Annotated in this window: 15 protein-coding genes; all 15 read right to left on the bottom strand. The window is 65.2% G+C overall.

From position 1 onward, the window contains the following. Positions 1 to 1,455 (bottom strand): flagellar filament capping protein FliD, encoded by a 1,455-nt coding sequence (gene fliD / locus MTR64_RS06820; protein WP_243992134.1) that lies wholly within the window; start codon positions 1,453 to 1,455, stop codon positions 1 to 3. A 76-nt stretch (positions 1,456 to 1,531) separates the two neighbouring features. Continuing rightward, the gene (locus tag MTR64_RS06815; protein WP_243992132.1) at positions 1,532 to 2,668 is read right to left on the bottom strand and encodes an EscU/YscU/HrcU family type III secretion system export apparatus switch protein; all 1,137 of its coding nucleotides are present in this window, start codon (positions 2,666 to 2,668) and stop codon (positions 1,532 to 1,534) included. Continuing rightward, entirely contained in the window at positions 2,665 to 3,447 is a 783-nt protein-coding gene (gene fliR / locus MTR64_RS06810) for a flagellar biosynthetic protein FliR (RefSeq protein WP_243992130.1), read from the bottom strand. Before fliR ends, MTR64_RS06815 begins: the two co-directional genes overlap by 4 nt. Then, a complete protein-coding gene (fliQ, locus tag MTR64_RS06805; protein ID WP_243992128.1) occupies positions 3,444 to 3,734 on the bottom strand; it encodes a flagellar biosynthesis protein FliQ in 291 nt (96 codons plus the stop codon). The genes fliR and fliQ overlap by 4 nt, the downstream gene beginning before the upstream one ends. A gap of 6 nt (positions 3,735 to 3,740) precedes the next feature. Beyond that, positions 3,741 to 4,526 carry a flagellar type III secretion system pore protein FliP gene (fliP, locus tag MTR64_RS06800; protein ID WP_243992127.1) on the bottom strand — a complete coding sequence of 262 codons (786 nt, stop codon included), beginning with the start codon at positions 4,524 to 4,526 and terminating at the stop codon, positions 3,741 to 3,743. Further along, positions 4,523 to 4,822, bottom strand: coding sequence for a flagellar biosynthetic protein FliO (locus MTR64_RS06795; RefSeq protein WP_243992125.1), 300 nt, complete (start codon positions 4,820 to 4,822; stop codon positions 4,523 to 4,525). The genes fliP and MTR64_RS06795 overlap by 4 nt, the downstream gene beginning before the upstream one ends. A 6-nt stretch (positions 4,823 to 4,828) precedes the next feature. Continuing rightward, a complete protein-coding gene (gene fliN, locus MTR64_RS06790; protein WP_243992123.1) occupies positions 4,829 to 5,143 on the bottom strand; it encodes a flagellar motor switch protein FliN in 315 nt (104 codons plus the stop codon). A gap of 20 nt (positions 5,144 to 5,163) precedes the next feature. Continuing rightward, complete coding sequence (locus MTR64_RS06785; RefSeq protein ID WP_243992121.1) at positions 5,164 to 6,060, bottom strand: FliM/FliN family flagellar motor switch protein; 897 nt, start codon at positions 6,058 to 6,060, stop codon at positions 5,164 to 5,166. Positions 6,061 to 6,080: 20 nt separating this feature from the next. Further along, a complete protein-coding gene (locus MTR64_RS06780) occupies positions 6,081 to 6,674 on the bottom strand; it encodes a flagellar basal body-associated FliL family protein (RefSeq protein ID WP_243992119.1) in 594 nt (197 codons plus the stop codon). Between the two features lie 26 nt (positions 6,675 to 6,700). Next, positions 6,701 to 8,236 carry a hypothetical protein gene (locus MTR64_RS06775; protein WP_243992117.1) on the bottom strand — a complete coding sequence of 512 codons (1,536 nt, stop codon included), beginning with the start codon at positions 8,234 to 8,236 and terminating at the stop codon, positions 6,701 to 6,703. A gap of 34 nt (positions 8,237 to 8,270) precedes the next feature. Next, the gene (locus tag MTR64_RS06770; RefSeq protein ID WP_243992115.1) at positions 8,271 to 8,696 is read right to left on the bottom strand and encodes a hypothetical protein; all 426 of its coding nucleotides are present in this window, start codon (positions 8,694 to 8,696) and stop codon (positions 8,271 to 8,273) included. A 37-nt stretch (positions 8,697 to 8,733) separates the two neighbouring features. Continuing rightward, positions 8,734 to 10,056: a FliI/YscN family ATPase gene (locus tag MTR64_RS06765; protein ID WP_243992113.1), complete on the bottom strand. Its 1,323-nt coding sequence runs from the start codon at positions 10,054 to 10,056 to the stop codon at positions 8,734 to 8,736. Further along, positions 10,050 to 10,706 carry a FliH/SctL family protein gene (locus MTR64_RS06760; protein WP_243992111.1) on the bottom strand — a complete coding sequence of 219 codons (657 nt, stop codon included), beginning with the start codon at positions 10,704 to 10,706 and terminating at the stop codon, positions 10,050 to 10,052. The genes MTR64_RS06765 and MTR64_RS06760 overlap by 7 nt, the downstream gene beginning before the upstream one ends. Next, on the bottom strand, positions 10,699 to 11,706 hold the full coding sequence (gene fliG / locus MTR64_RS06755) for a flagellar motor switch protein FliG (RefSeq protein ID WP_243992108.1): 1,008 nt from the start codon (positions 11,704 to 11,706) through the stop codon (positions 10,699 to 10,701). The genes MTR64_RS06760 and fliG overlap by 8 nt, the downstream gene beginning before the upstream one ends. Further along, complete coding sequence (gene fliF, locus MTR64_RS06750) at positions 11,706 to 13,514, bottom strand: flagellar basal-body MS-ring/collar protein FliF (RefSeq protein ID WP_243992106.1); 1,809 nt, start codon at positions 13,512 to 13,514, stop codon at positions 11,706 to 11,708. The genes fliG and fliF overlap by 1 nt, the downstream gene beginning before the upstream one ends. Between the last annotated feature and the right edge of the window lie 5 nt (positions 13,515 to 13,519).

Genomic DNA, 13,519 nt, shown 5'->3' with positions numbered 1-13,519 from the left:
TTAACTGCTCGAGTTGTTCCAAGCGTCGATCTGGCTCTGGAGCATCGTCTGTGTCGATTTCAGCAAGGTGATCCGGCTCTCGGAGGTGGTGAACTGGGATGCAAGGCGCGCGCGCAGGGCTTCCTGCTGGTCCGCCACCTTGGTGAGGTCCTCGCCGGCCTGGGTCAGCTGTGCGTTGAACTTGGTTATCGACCCGGCAAGGGAGCCGGTGTTGGTGGTCGATGCGGCGGCGCGGTAGATCTTGTCGAACGTCGCATAGACGCCATAGAGGCCGTTCGTGAACATCGCGGTCACGCCTTCCGGATCCGATGCGATCGTGGCCGAGAGGCGAGCCGTGTCGAGCAGGAAGGTGCCGTCGCGCTGGGTCGAAAGGCCGAGGTCCGCAAGCGTCTTGGCCGCGCCAGTGGCATTCGGCATGACAGTCGAGCCGGCCATCTGCATCAGCGACTTCTTGAGAGCCCGGGCGCCGGGATCGGTGGCCAGATCACCGCCGATCGCCGTGGCCGCGTTCAGCGAAGTCATCAGTTCGTTGAGTGCGTCCGTGAAATCCTGCATCGAACTGGAGATGCTGTCCGAGGGGTCGCTGAAACTGATCGTGGTGGGCGATCCCACGTTGGTGCCGGTGAGCTGCAGCTTCACGCCGGGAACGGGGTCGGTGATGGTGTTCGACGCCGAAGTATAGGAAAGGCCGTCGATGGTATAGGCGGCGTCCTGCGCCGAGGCCATCAGCGTTGCCGTGCCGGAGCTGGGCGTCCATGCGAGGTTGGACAGACCAGGATCGGCAGCGTCCTCGCTCGCTTCGAGAATAAAGCCGTTGGCGGCGCCTTCTGCGCCTTTCAGCACGAGCTGCGCGCCGCTGGCGGTGTTGGCGATATACGCGGTGACACCGGCGCCGGAGGCATTGATGGCGCTGGCGACATCGGCCAGCGTGTCCCCGCTGTCAATCGTGATGTCGACCGCGGTATGGCTGGTGTCCTCGGTAAAGGTGCTGCCCGATACCGTGCCGAAGCGCAGAGTGAGGGTGCCTGACCCTGTCGTGCTGGTAGAAGACGCGTAGGCCGTACTCGCGAGTTGCTGGCCCTTGGCGATCTGGCTGACTTCGAGCGAGTAAGTGCCCGAGGGCTGGCTGGTGCCCGACAAGGTCGCGGTGGCGACTGAACTGTTGGCGACGCTAGGGGTGGCGGCGAGGCTGCCCGAGCGGACCAGCGTACCCAGCGAAGTGTCGAGTGCGAGCAGCATCGACTTGATGTCGGAGGCTGTCGAAATCTTGGTTGTGAGCGTGTCCTGCTTGTCCGTCAGCACCGAGGTCCGGTACTCGAACTGGGCGGTCGCGAGGTTGTTGGCCAGCGCCGCCATGTCGATGCCACTGCCCGCGCCGAGCAGCGTTGCGATGGACGTCGTCTTCAGCGAGCTGCTCGCCGAGGTCGTGCTAGTCGTGCTGGTTGTGGTGGTCATGGCTTTTAGGACGGCCTTTTCAGGCGCAGGTTAAGGGGGAATACCGGGTTTCCTCTGGGTCTGGACATGGCCGTACTCACACGCTTGCCGGATCGAGCTGGCCGTCGACGTCGAAGCGCAGGGTTACCGGCACGGTGACCTGCGGAGCCGCCCGTTTCTCGCCGCGCTTGATGGCAAGGACGAAGGCGAGGATCGCGGCCACAGAGACGTAATGCTCCTCGCGGATCGCTTCCCGTTCGCGGGTGGTGTAATAGACTGAACGGGCTAGAGCAGGATATTCCAGTGTCGGCACGGCGTATTCGGCGGCGAGTTCGCGCATGGCCAGAGCCTTGTCACCGCGTCCCTTGGCGATGACGACGGGTGCGAAGTGCTTTTCCGGATCGTAGGCGAAGGCCACCGAGAAGTGGGTGGGGTTGGTGATGACGAACTGGGCTTCCTTCATGGCTGGCACCAGGCCGCCCATGGCGATCTTGCGCTGGCGTTCCTTGATCGCGGCCTTCTTTTCGGGGGCGCCTTCGGAGTCCTTGTGCTCGTCGCGCACTTCCTGAAGCGTCATCTTGAGGCGTGACATGCGGCGGAACAACTGCACCGGCAGATCGATCACGGCAATCAGGAACAGACCTGCAGAAAGCCAGAAAAGCAGCGTGATGATGCCCTGCCAAGCCCATGAAAGCTGCTCGAACAGGTCGCCGCGGCCAAGCCGTGCAAATGTCGGGAGGCGGCCGCTGGCCCAGACCCAGGCGATCGTGCCGAGCAGGCCGATCTTGAGCAGGCCCTTGCCGAGTTCGATCAGCCCGTTGGGGCCAAACATGCGCTTGAGCCCGGAAGCCGGGTTGATGCGCGAGGCCTTGGGTGCAAGGTTGCCGGCGTTCCATCGTCCCTCGCCAAATCCGAGCTGCGAGATGAGCGAGGACAGAATGACTGCAAGGCCGAGAATGGCCACCGGAGGCAGCACGGCGAGCAATGCGGAGACCAGCATCCGGCCGGGCGTGAAATCGATGATCGAGGCGCGGTCCCAGGTGAAGGCGGTGCGCAGGTTGCCCAGCATCAGATCGAGAAGCCAGGGACCGGCTATGAGCAGCCACGCTGCACCGATGGCGACCGAGGCGGCCGTCGCCAGTTCGCGTGAGCGGATGACGTCGCCTTTTTTGGCGGCGTCGCGTTTGCGCTTTTCTGTTGGCGCAAAACTCTTTTCGCCACTGGACTCGCTCATTTGGCCATGACCTCGGAAGTTGCGGTGATGGCGTCTGCAGACAGGCGCGTGACAAGATCGGTAAGAACCGGGGTGGACAGCATCAGGGCGGCAATACCGGCCAGCAGGCCGGCGGGCAGGCCCAGCGAGAACAGGTTGAGCGCAGGTGCTGAGCGGCTCAGCACGCCGGTGACCATCTGGACAATGAAGAGAACCAGCGTGACCGGCAGCGCGATGGTGACGGCGGTCACGAACATCTGCGAGGCGAAGCTAGCGACCATGGCGAAGCGGTCTGGCCCGAGCCAGGTGTGGCCCGGCGGGAAGGCGCGGTAGCTGTCCACCAGCAGTGCGAACCATTGCAGGTGTGCGCCCAGCGCGAGGAAGATCAGTGTGAGGACCACCATGAAGTACTGTCCGAGCGCGGGGGACTGGGTGCCGGAAGTGGGATCCACCGCGACAGCCATGTTCATGCCCATGCCGCCGCCGATGACTTCAGCGGCCATGATGGGCGCAGCGAAAGACAGTTGCAGCACGAAGCCGAGCGTGAGGCCTACGAGCACTTCACCGGCAACGCTGAGCATTCCGGCCAGCGAAAACAGGGCAGGAGGTGCCTGCACATCGGTCCATGCGCAGACCATGACCGCGATCGCGCCCGCGCCGATCACGCGTACCTGCGCGGGGACCGAAGCAGAGCCGAACAGCGGCGCGGCCAGCAGGGCGGCGCCGATCCGCGTCATGACGAAGAGCAGGCGCCAGAATTCGACTTCGAGCGCGCCATAGCCGAAGTCGAGGTTGATCACGGTGCCACCTGCTCGGCCTGGCCGACCGTGGCGATCTGCGTGAAGATTTCCTGCGTGAAGTCAGCGATCAGCGTCATCATCGAGCTGCCGAACAGAACCAGCACGAGGGCGATGACTGCCAGTTTGGGGACGAACGTCAGGGTCTGTTCGTTCACCGAGGTTGCGGCCTGGATGATCCCGACAACGAGACCGATGGCCAGCGCGGCGAGGAGCACGGGCGCAGCGACGAGCGCCGCCACCCAGAGCATCTTGTCGGCCAGGGCCAGAAGGGCGGAGATGTCTTCCACGCGGGCTTATCCGAAACTCGATGCCAGCGAGCCCATCAGCAATGCCCAGCCATCGACCATGATGAAGAGCAGCAGCTTGAAGGGCAGCGAGACGATCATCGGACTCATCATCATCATGCCCAGCGACATGAGGACCGAGGAGACGACGATGTCGATCACGAGGAACGGCAGGAACAGCATGAAGCCGATCTGGAAGGCGGTCTTCAATTCGCTGGTGACGAAAGCGGGCAGCAGGATCGAGAACGGCACGTCGGCGCTGCTCTGGAACTTGGGGGCCTTGGCCATGTCGGCGAACATCATAAGGTCGCGCTGGCGGGTCTGGCGGATCATGAACTGGTGGAATTCCCCGCCCGCGTTCTGGATCGCCTGTTCGGCATTGATCTGGTCGGCGGCGTAGGGCGCGATCGCGACCTGGTTCACGCGGTCGAGCGTCGGCGACATCACGAACAGCGAGAGGAACAGCGACAGCCCGATCAGCACCTGGTTTGGCGGCGACTGCTGCAGGCCGATCGCCTGGCGCAGGATCGACAGCACGATCAGGATGCGCGTGAAGCTGGTCATCATCAGGATGAGGCTGGGCAGGATCGTCAGCAGCCCCATGATGAGCAGGAGCTGCAGCGACAGGTTCATGCCCGGGCCTTCGGTACCGCCGAGCGAACCGAAAGCGCGATCGAGCGCGCCGGGGATCGCGGTGGGCGCGGAGGCAGCGGCCGGGGCCTGTACCTGGGCAAAGGCAACCACCGGCAGCAGGAGGGCGGGGATCGCCGCGATCAGGGTGAGAATTCGCTTCACCGGGGCAGACTTTCGCTTGCGGTACTGGCGGTTTCGATATGCTGGCGGGCAGGGGCGTCGGCCAGACGGGTAAGGCCCTGACGGGAGACCGATACGAGGATCTCGCGACCGTGGAATTCGAGCACTGCCAGCTTCAGGGTCGGCGAGAGCATGGTCGTCTCGACGATGCGGACCGACTTCGTACCGGCGCCGATGCCGGCCTTGTCCTGCATCTTCTTCGCCAGCTTGAGCGCACCCCATGCCATGAGGCCGATCATCGGCAGCATGATGATGAGCTTGAGGATGTACCAGAGCATGGAGGATCAGGCCCCTGTGATGTCGGGGTTCGTGTCGGAAATGGCCATCGGGTCCTGCGCGGGGGCAGTCTCCTCGACACCGACCATCTCCACGATGCGCAGGCCGAAACGGCCGTTCTGCGAGACGACCTCGCCCTTGGCGATCGGCTTGCCGTTCACCAGGACGTCGAGCAGTTCGTCGGTCAGGCGGTCGAGCACGACAAGGCTTTCGGGGCCGAGCGCGAGGACATCCTTGAGCTTCATCTGGGTACGGCCGAGTTCGACGGAGAGACGAACATCGACATCGCGAAGGAAATCAAGGCCGCGGGCTTGCATGGTCATGGGATCAATCTTTCCGTGAATCAGAAGGCTTGCTGGATCTGGACCGCGACGCGGTCCTCGACTTCGCCGATGGTGCCAGTGGCAATGGTGCGTCCGTCGACCTGCAGCGGGACCGAACGGGCGATGGCCACCGGCAGCACATCGCCGGGCTTGAGGGATGAAAGGCGCGAGAAGCCGATGGTCATGTCGACCAGCACGGCGGTGACGGGAACCGGCATCGATCCATAGGGCTCGGCCGCCGGGTCCGGTGCGCCCTGACGGGCATCACGGCGAACAGGGTGGCGCGGCGCCGTGCTGACGGCGGCGAGTGTCTGCTGGGGGAAGGCCAGCGAGAAGGACCAGGGTTCGACGCCGGGTTCTTCCACTTCCAGCGAGAGCTGCAACAGGTCCTCGCGCCTGTCGAACGGATTGAGGTAGCGCAGGCTGGTGTCGCGGCGCATCGGGCGCACCTTGTGGTCTTCCTCGCCGCCGAAGGTCATGGTGAGCGCTTCGGCAAGGGCCTGCTCGATGCGGGCGAGCAGCAGTTCGGCGGACAACGGGAAGCTGTCGGGAATTTCGTCGGGCACGTCTCCGCGCCCGCCGAAGGTCCGGTCGACCAGCCGCAGGACTGACGGGGCCTCGAAGATGGCCAGCATCGGCAGTCCCTTGGGGCCGACGGCCATGAGAGTATGCGAGGCCAGCGTTTCGATATCGGCCGCGATCGAGGCGAGGTTGCAGTCCATCGGCATGCCGATCCGCACCAGCGGCGGCTCGCCGCCGGCGAACGGCGAGAGATAGCCGGGAAGGATGCGCGCGAGGCGCTCGCCGAGCAGCGAGAGCGCCGGGACCAGTTCGTCGATCGACGGCCCGGTGCCAAGCAACTCGGAGCAGTGTTTGGCCTTGCGGCTCTGACCGGATTTTGCGGAGGACGGGGTCATGGCGGTTCAGTCAGGTCCGATCACTGGATGATGAAGCTGCGGAAGTAGACGGCGTCCACGCCGCCGAAGCCTTCCTTCTGGATCAGGACCTTGTTGATCGCTGCCGTCATGCGCGTCTGCAGCTTGTTTTTGCCCTGTATCGTGTAGACGTCATCTTCGGGCGTATCGGCGAGGATCTGCAGGATCTGCGAGCGGATCGCCAGTTCGTGCTTCTTCAGCCACATCAGCACACGGCCATCACGGCGGGTCGAGCAGGCCAGACTGGTCTGGATCAATGCGTCGGAGTCCTTGAGGTTCGACGTGAAGTCTTCGGAGAAGGTGTAGTAGGCGGTGCGGTATTCATCGCCGCCTTCGCCTGCCACTTCCATGTCCGAGCTTTCGCTCTCGCCTTCCTTGGGCTTGGGCATGTAGGGGTCTTCCTCGCCCTTGCGGACGAGTTGGGGACCGCGTTCTTTTGGCGTGCTGGCATGGCTGCCGCCGATCATGCCGGTCGCGACGAGGGCAAGCACGCCGCCGCCGCCGATTGCGAGCATGCCCACAGCGACAAGGATCAGCATCAGCTTGCCCTTGCCGCCTTTGCCCTTGGCGTCCTTGTCCTTCAGCTTGTCACTCATCTAAATTCCCCTGGTATTCGAAACGATCAGGCGTAGATGCCGCCGGCGCGCCGGGTGCCGTCCCGGGACTGGCCGGGCGCGGACGCCTCCTGATCATGCGGGAGGGATGCCGTTCCCTGTCCGCGGTTCATCGATTGCTCGGCCTGATCGGCGCGTGCCTGCGAATTCTGTCCGGCCCCGTTGCCCATTCCTGCACCGGCGCCGTTCGCCGCCGCTTGGTTCTGCGAGGAAGCCGGGGTGTACTGCTGTTGCTGCTGCGGGGAATCACTGCCGTTTCCATTCGATCCGCCTGCGAGCGAGGCGTTCGCGGCCGCGTGGACGGCGCTGGTGAAGCCCGGGTCGGCGTTCACCATGGTGACGGAAAGGGCTTTGTCCTCGTGGCGGAATTGTAGCGAAATCTGGCCAAATTCAGCGTGATTGATTGCCGTCTTGACGACATGCGGGTTTGCGGCCTCACGGGCTTCCGCAAGGCGCGAGACGAGCGTTGAGAAGTCCTGAGGGCCGTCCACCGATCCGCTTGCGGCAGATGCGCTCGTGGCAACTGGCGCCGGAATGGTGTCGGGCGTCGCCGGTGCTGCCGCGGCGGCCTGTGCGGGCTCGATCATGCGGGCCAGCGGCGATGCCTGTTCCGTTTGTGCAGAACCCTCAAGCTTGGCGGAAGTCTTGAGAGATCCGGCTTCGGGTTGATCCGTCCCGGTGCGCGCGACGCGCGGGTTGAATGACGCGGCGTTGCCCTGAGCAGGCTGCAGGGTCTGAACGGCCTGTGCCTGTTGCGCGGGCTGTACGGTTTGGGCTGATTGTTGGGCCTGCAGCTCCGATGGCTGTGCCGTGGGCGAGCCGGCTGCGCCGACTTGGGGGCGCGTGGCGAGCTGCGCAGCGATGGCCGGCACGGCATCGCTTGCCGTTGTGGAGGCGGCTGCCGGCTGCTCGGCAACGACCGTCACCGGGGCCAGCGCGACGTCGGGGATGGTGGGGGCATTCACGGTGCCATTGGAAGAAGCCGGAGCCTGCCCCTGTGCCTGCGCGTGTGTGGGCAGGGCCGTTGCCTGCCGGGTGGAGGCAGATGTCGCCGTGACTGCAGCGGTTCCCGTCATCAGGCGGGCTGCCGATTGCGTGGATGTGCCGGCGGCCGGGGACTGTCTGGCCGTTGTCGCCCCGGCGCCGGGAAGCGGCCTGTCAGCAAGAGGCAGGACACCGGCGAGCGCAAGGGACATGACCGCCGCGTCTGGGGTGGCTTCGAGCGATGCCGTTTCTCCATCGGTGTCGGCGTCGGCTTCGCCATCGGTGCCTGCGGCAGCATCGCCATTGGCACCCGGCAAGGTTTTGCCGGTGGCCTTGCCGGTATTGCCGGCGGCAACCGGCGACAGGAGCGCTGCAAGGGCAGTGCTGGCGTCGGCTTCGGTGGCGGGCTCGGCTTCCGCGGGCGCTGCCTCAAGGCCGCCGGAAAGATCAAGAAGCGCAGAAAAGCTGCCCGATCCCGCAGCGTTCACGGCCGCGCCGTGCGCTTTGCCCGCGGCCTGCGTGTGGCCGGCGGAGGATGAGGTGGCAGCAGCTTGGATCATGTGGAACGGGTCCTTGTTCTGTCTTCGCAGAACGTTAATCAAGATCCGTGCCAGATCCCTTTCTGCTTGTGAGAACAGGCTGTTCAGAGGCCTTTGCGATCAGCCGGGCCTGCAATTCGGCACGCTCTTCGATGGCCGCACGGCGGCGTTCGGCCTCTGCCAGTTCCCGCTGCTTGGCATCGGCGATCGACTGCGCGCGCAGGGCGTCGCCGTCCGTGGTGCGGCTGAGGGCCTGCAACCCGACGACGAAGCGTCCGAGCTGGTGAAGCGCGGCGCCATCGACCGCTTCGCGGCGGCTGGCATAGTCGGACGCCATGCGCCGGGTGCGTTCGGACAGCGCGCGCAGTTGCGTGAAGGTGCTTTCGGCCTGGGCTGCCTCGGCGGCTGCCGTCTGCTTCGCGATGGCCCGGATCTTTTCGAGCCGCTTCAGCCGGGCGAGGCGTTGCTTCTCTTCTTTCACGGACCGATCCCGGGTCTAAGCGTGGCGTGCAATGCCGTCATCCCAATAGCGCCACCAGTTGCGCGGCGCTGTCTTCGAGATTGATCGTTTCCCTGGCCGACTGGCTCAGGAACGCGCTCAACAGGTCGTGCATGGCGATGGCGCGGTCCAGCTTGTGATCGGCTCCGGCACGATAGGCCCCCATCAGCACGAGATCGCGGTTGGCTTCGTAGCTGGCGGTCAGCGCGCGGAATTCGCGTGCCAGGTCCTGATGCTGCTGTGGCACGATATCGTTCATCACGCGGCTGAGCGAGGCGGCGATGTCGACGGCCGGGTACTGGCCGCGCTGGGCAAGGGCGCGCGAGAGCACGATATGGCCGTCGAGGATCGACCGCGCGGTGTCGACCACCGGGTCATCCTGGTTGTCACCGTCGGCGAGCACTGTGTAGAGACCCGTCACCGAGCCGCCGGTCGCGGCCGAATTGCCTGCGCGCTCGACCAGCTTGGTGATCGTGGCGAGGGCCGAAGGCGGATAGCCGCGCGCCGCGCCGGGCTCGCCCAGCAGCAGGCCGATCTCGCGCGCGGCGTGGGCGACGCGGGTGAGGCTGTCCATGATGAGCAGGACCTTCTTGCCCTGCGCGCGGAAGTGTTCGGCCATCGAGGTAGCCAGCATCGCGCCGCGCAGGCGCAGGTTCGGCGCGTGGTCGGCCGGGACTGCAACGACGACCGTCTTGTCCTTCTTCTCGGCATTCATGTGCCGCTCGACGAAGTCCGAGACCTCGCGTGCACGTTCGCCGATCAGGCCGACAATGACGATGTCGGCGCTGGAGCCGCGCGCGATCATGTCGATCAGCACCGACTTGCCGACACCGGAACCGGCCATGACGCCGATGCGCTGGCCGACGCCGAAGGTCGTGAGCGCGTTGAGCGAACGGACGCCGGTGTCGAAGGTCTCGCGCACCGGGCTGCGGTCCAGCGCGGAAGTGCGAACGCCGCCGGCGGGCCATTCCATCCGGGTGTGGATCGGCGGGCCGCCATCTATGGGCAAGCCCTCGCCGTCGACCGCGCGGCCGAGGAAACCTTCGCCCACAGGCAACATGCCGGGCCGCCCCTGCGGGCAGACCCGCGCACCGGGGCGCAGCATGATCGTGTCGCCCAGCAGCATCATCATGGTGCGGCCGTTGCGAAAGCCGATGACTTCGGCCGAAATCGAACGGTTGCCGCGATGGGCGATGTGGCACATCCCGCCGACCGGCACCGACAGGCCGCTCACTTCCAACAGGCCGCCGTCGCAGGCGACAACCCGGCCGAACCGTCGCGGAGTCAGGTCGATCTGCTCGCCGGACATGTCGGTCAGGATGGAATCCCAGAGCTTCAGCATTCGTGCATGGCCTCTGTTATGGCGAGGCGCCAGGTTGCGGGGCCGTCCTCGACGCCGCCGTTCTGGCTGTCGATGCGCACGGTGCCGCGTTCAAGAGTGGGATCGGCCTTGACGTGCCATTCCCGGGAAAGGCGCGGCGCGATCAGCTTGATGTCATCAGGATGCAGGCGGATCAGGCGCTCGTCGTCGGCCCGTGCCAGCATCGACGCCGCACGCGTGATGCGGCGCACCAGCGCGTCCTCGTCTATGGCGAGCGGTGCCAGAGCGGCCTCGCACAGGGCAACTACCGTATCACGCAGGCGCAGGCGCAGTTCTTCTTCGAGGGTCGCATCGAGCCGCCCGAAAGCCAGCTTCAGCCCCTCGAATGCAGCCGCGTCTGCAGCGGCGCGGGCTTCCGCTTCGGACTGTGCATGCTCGTGACCGGCGGAAAATCCCTGGGCAAAGGCCTCGGCAACCGGGTCGGGTCGTTCTTCTTCCGGTTCGGGCACCGGCTCAGGCGCCGGTTCCGGCTCGGTTGGGGGGGGCTGCTCCGGTTCGTGCTCATCCTGCAGCGCCTCGAAACGCTTGTCCGGCCGGAACCCGCGCGGTTTGGCGAAAACCTCGAGCAGATTGAATTCGGGTTTCGGTAAGGGAAAGCCGAGGTCAGACATAATCGTCGTCGCCCGAGCCGAACACGATCGTGCCTTCTGCCGCGAGCTTGCGGGCGATCGTCACGATCTCCTTCTGCGCCGCGACGACGTCGGACAGCTTGGTGCGACCGCGTGCGGCGATCTCGTCCTTCACGCCGTCGGCTGCGCGGCTCGACATGGCGCGGAAGAAGAAGTTGCGTTCTTCCTCGCCGATGCCCTTCAGGGCATCGATCAGGGCGTCGCTCGGCACATCGCGCAGCAGGGCACCCATGGCCATCGGTTCGAGCACGAAGAGGTGCTCGAACTTGAACATTTCTTCCTCGATCCTCTTGGCCATCGGCTTGTCGAGTTTGCTCAGCTCGCTCATGATCCGTTTTTCGGTGACCTTGCCCGTGCCGTTGATGATCTCGGCAGCCTCGTGTGCGCCGCCCATCTGGAGCGGACGCTGGCCGTGGCATTCGGTGATACGCTGGTTGAGAAGTTCTTCGAGCATTTCCAGCGCAGGGGGGGCAACCGGGCCCAGCGTGGCGATGCGGTGGATGATTTGCGGCTGGATCTCGGCCGGAAGTGAATGCAGTACTTCGGCCGCGACTTCGGGGTCGAGCTGGATAAGCAGGACGGCGATGGTTTGCGGATGCTCGTCCTTGACGAGCGGTACCAGGGCTTCAGCATTGAGCCAGCGCGCCAGTTCCAGCGTCGAGGTCTTGGGTTGCTCTGGCACGATGCGGCGCATCAGGTTCTCGGTCTTAACTTCGCCGATGGCGCGGTGCATCATCGAGCGGACCTGACCTACGCGGTTGTGCGCGACGAGGCCGAGCTTCTCGGTCTTTTCGACGAAGCCGGTGATGGCCTGGGCGATGATCTCCGGGCTGATCTCGCCGAGAGCGCACATCTTTTCGCCGAGCATGCGCAGCTCGTCCGGTTCCAGTTCGGAGAGAATGCGGGCTGTCTGGTCTTCGGCCAGCAGCATCATCATGACCGCGGCGCTGTCGGACGCGCGCAGGGGAACGACTTCACTCATTACGCGGCTTCCTGCTTGGATTCATCGTCGGCGGGCGGTTCATGCAGCATCTGCCGCAGTGCGGCGACCGCGCTGGCGGGCTGTTCGGAGACAAGGCGCTGGGCAAGATCGAGCTGGCGGGTCAGAAGGTCCGACCGGTGCATCTCGATGTTCACGCCCTCCGCTCCGAGCAGGCTGTTCGGGTGGATCAGCGGTGCCGGTTCCGGCTGACCGTCCGGTCCGGGCGTTTCGGTTTCACCGTCGGACCTGTCCGCGATGTCCTCGCCTTCTTCCTCGTCGTCCTCGTCTTCGTCGGCGGCACCCTTCTTGCTCTTCTTCGCCTTGGCAGCGTTATCCGGCTTGTCGCCGCGGAGCGCATTGACCACCGGACGAACGCCCAGCAACAGGACAAGCAGCACGGCGAGCACCGCCGCGCCATAGCGCACGAGCATCGCGAACCAGCTGGTTTCGTAGAAGGGCAAGGTATCTTCAGAGACCGGCTCGAAGCTGCGGGTCACGACCTTGACCTGGTCGCCACGCCGGGGATCGGCGCCGACTGCGGCACTGACCAGTGCTTCCAGATCCCTGAGATCCTGCGGCTTGGTATCCTTCATGGCATCCGCGCTGATGGCGACGGCCACCGAGAGGCGCTTGATCGAACCCGGCCCGTTGCTTGAGACCGATACCTCGCGGCCCAGTTCATAGGTGCGCGTGGATGAAGATTCTCCGCTCGTGGGCGGGGTCGCGGCAGGTGTCGGCTGGGTGCCCTGCGGTGCCCCGGGTACGGCCTGCGTTGCGGTCGGCGGCGTGTTGGAGAGCACACCGGGAACGCCGATGGGCGCCTGGCTCGCTCCGGTGGACTGCGACTGTTGCTCGGATACGCTGCGAACCACACCGTCCTTGTCATAGCTTTCGCGTGCAGCGGTGACTTCGCTCATGTCGAGATCGATCTGGATCTCCGAGGTGAAGTTGCCTTCGCCTAGTACGGGGCGCAGCAGCTGCGAAACCTGTTCGCGCAGCTTGCTTTCCATGCGCGACTGCAGGTCGAGACGGTCGGAATCGGCGTTGCCGTTGCTGTCGGAGAGCAGGCGGCCATGCTGATCGACCACACGGACGGCGTCGGGTGAGAGGCCGGGCACGGAGCCGGCGACCAGATTGACGATCGCGGAAACCTGGCTGTCGCTGAGCTGCCGCCCGGACTTCATGCGGACCATGACCGATGCCGATGGCGCAACGTTGTCGCGCACGAAGACGGACTTTTCGCCTTCGGCCAGATGGACACGTACCGATTCGACCCCGTCGATCTCGCCGATCGTCAACTGCAGGTCGTGCTCGCGCGCGGAGCGCAGACGTTCGCCTTCCAGCGTACGGCTGGCACCCATCGGCAGCTTGTCGAGCACCTGGTCGCCGCTTTCGGGCGATGCCAGCGAGCCGTTCGACGCCACCAGCATCCGGGCCTTGTAATAGTCGCTGTCGGCAACCGTGAGTGCGCCGGTCGAGTTGTCGATGTGATAGGGAATCGATGCCTGATCGAGCGAAGCTGCGACGCCCGCGCGGTCGCTGTCGTCCAGCTGCGCATAGAGCATGCGCTGCGGATCGGGCGTCATCGCGCTCCACGCCAGCAATGCGCCACCAATGGCCGAGATGCCGACGAAGGCCGGCAGCATCTTTCTGACAGCGGGCTGGGCGCCGAACGCCGTGAGGCGCGTCAGCACGCTACCGCCGGCCGGGTCCATGAGCGGGGCGAATATCGAGATGGCCTGGGAACCGGACGCTGGAAAACCGGCGCCCGGTGCACCATCGGGAGTGGCGGGAACGAGATCGGACATGTCTT

The sequence above is a fragment of the Novosphingobium album (ex Hu et al. 2023) genome (assembly GCF_022832385.1).
GTDB lineage: Bacteria > Pseudomonadota > Alphaproteobacteria > Sphingomonadales > Sphingomonadaceae > Novosphingobium > Novosphingobium album.
The sequence above is the reverse complement of the archived record's forward strand: the minus strand, read 5'-3'. Positions and strand labels throughout refer to the sequence as shown.

Coding starts and splice junctions, on each gene's coding strand:
- fliF (WP_243992106.1), bottom strand. CDS start 13,514: ATGTCCGATCTCGTTCCCGCCACTCCCGATGGTGCACCGGGCGCCGGT.
- MTR64_RS06765 (WP_243992113.1), bottom strand. CDS start 10,056: ATGCTGAAGCTCTGGGATTCCATCCTGACCGACATGTCCGGCGAGCAG.
- fliN (WP_243992123.1), bottom strand. CDS start 5,143: ATGACCATGCAAGCCCGCGGCCTTGATTTCCTTCGCGATGTCGATGTT.
- MTR64_RS06795 (WP_243992125.1), bottom strand. CDS start 4,822: ATGCTCTGGTACATCCTCAAGCTCATCATCATGCTGCCGATGATCGGC.
- fliD (WP_243992134.1), bottom strand. CDS start 1,455: ATGACCACCACAACCAGCACGACTAGCACGACCTCGGCGAGCAGCTCG.
- MTR64_RS06775 (WP_243992117.1), bottom strand. CDS start 8,236: ATGATCCAAGCTGCTGCCACCTCATCCTCCGCCGGCCACACGCAGGCC.
- MTR64_RS06780 (WP_243992119.1), bottom strand. CDS start 6,674: ATGAGTGACAAGCTGAAGGACAAGGACGCCAAGGGCAAAGGCGGCAAG.
- MTR64_RS06785 (WP_243992121.1), bottom strand. CDS start 6,060: ATGACCCCGTCCTCCGCAAAATCCGGTCAGAGCCGCAAGGCCAAACAC.
- MTR64_RS06760 (WP_243992111.1), bottom strand. CDS start 10,706: ATGTCTGACCTCGGCTTTCCCTTACCGAAACCCGAATTCAATCTGCTC.
- MTR64_RS06815 (WP_243992132.1), bottom strand. CDS start 2,668: ATGAGCGAGTCCAGTGGCGAAAAGAGTTTTGCGCCAACAGAAAAGCGC.
- fliG (WP_243992108.1), bottom strand. CDS start 11,706: ATGAGTGAAGTCGTTCCCCTGCGCGCGTCCGACAGCGCCGCGGTCATG.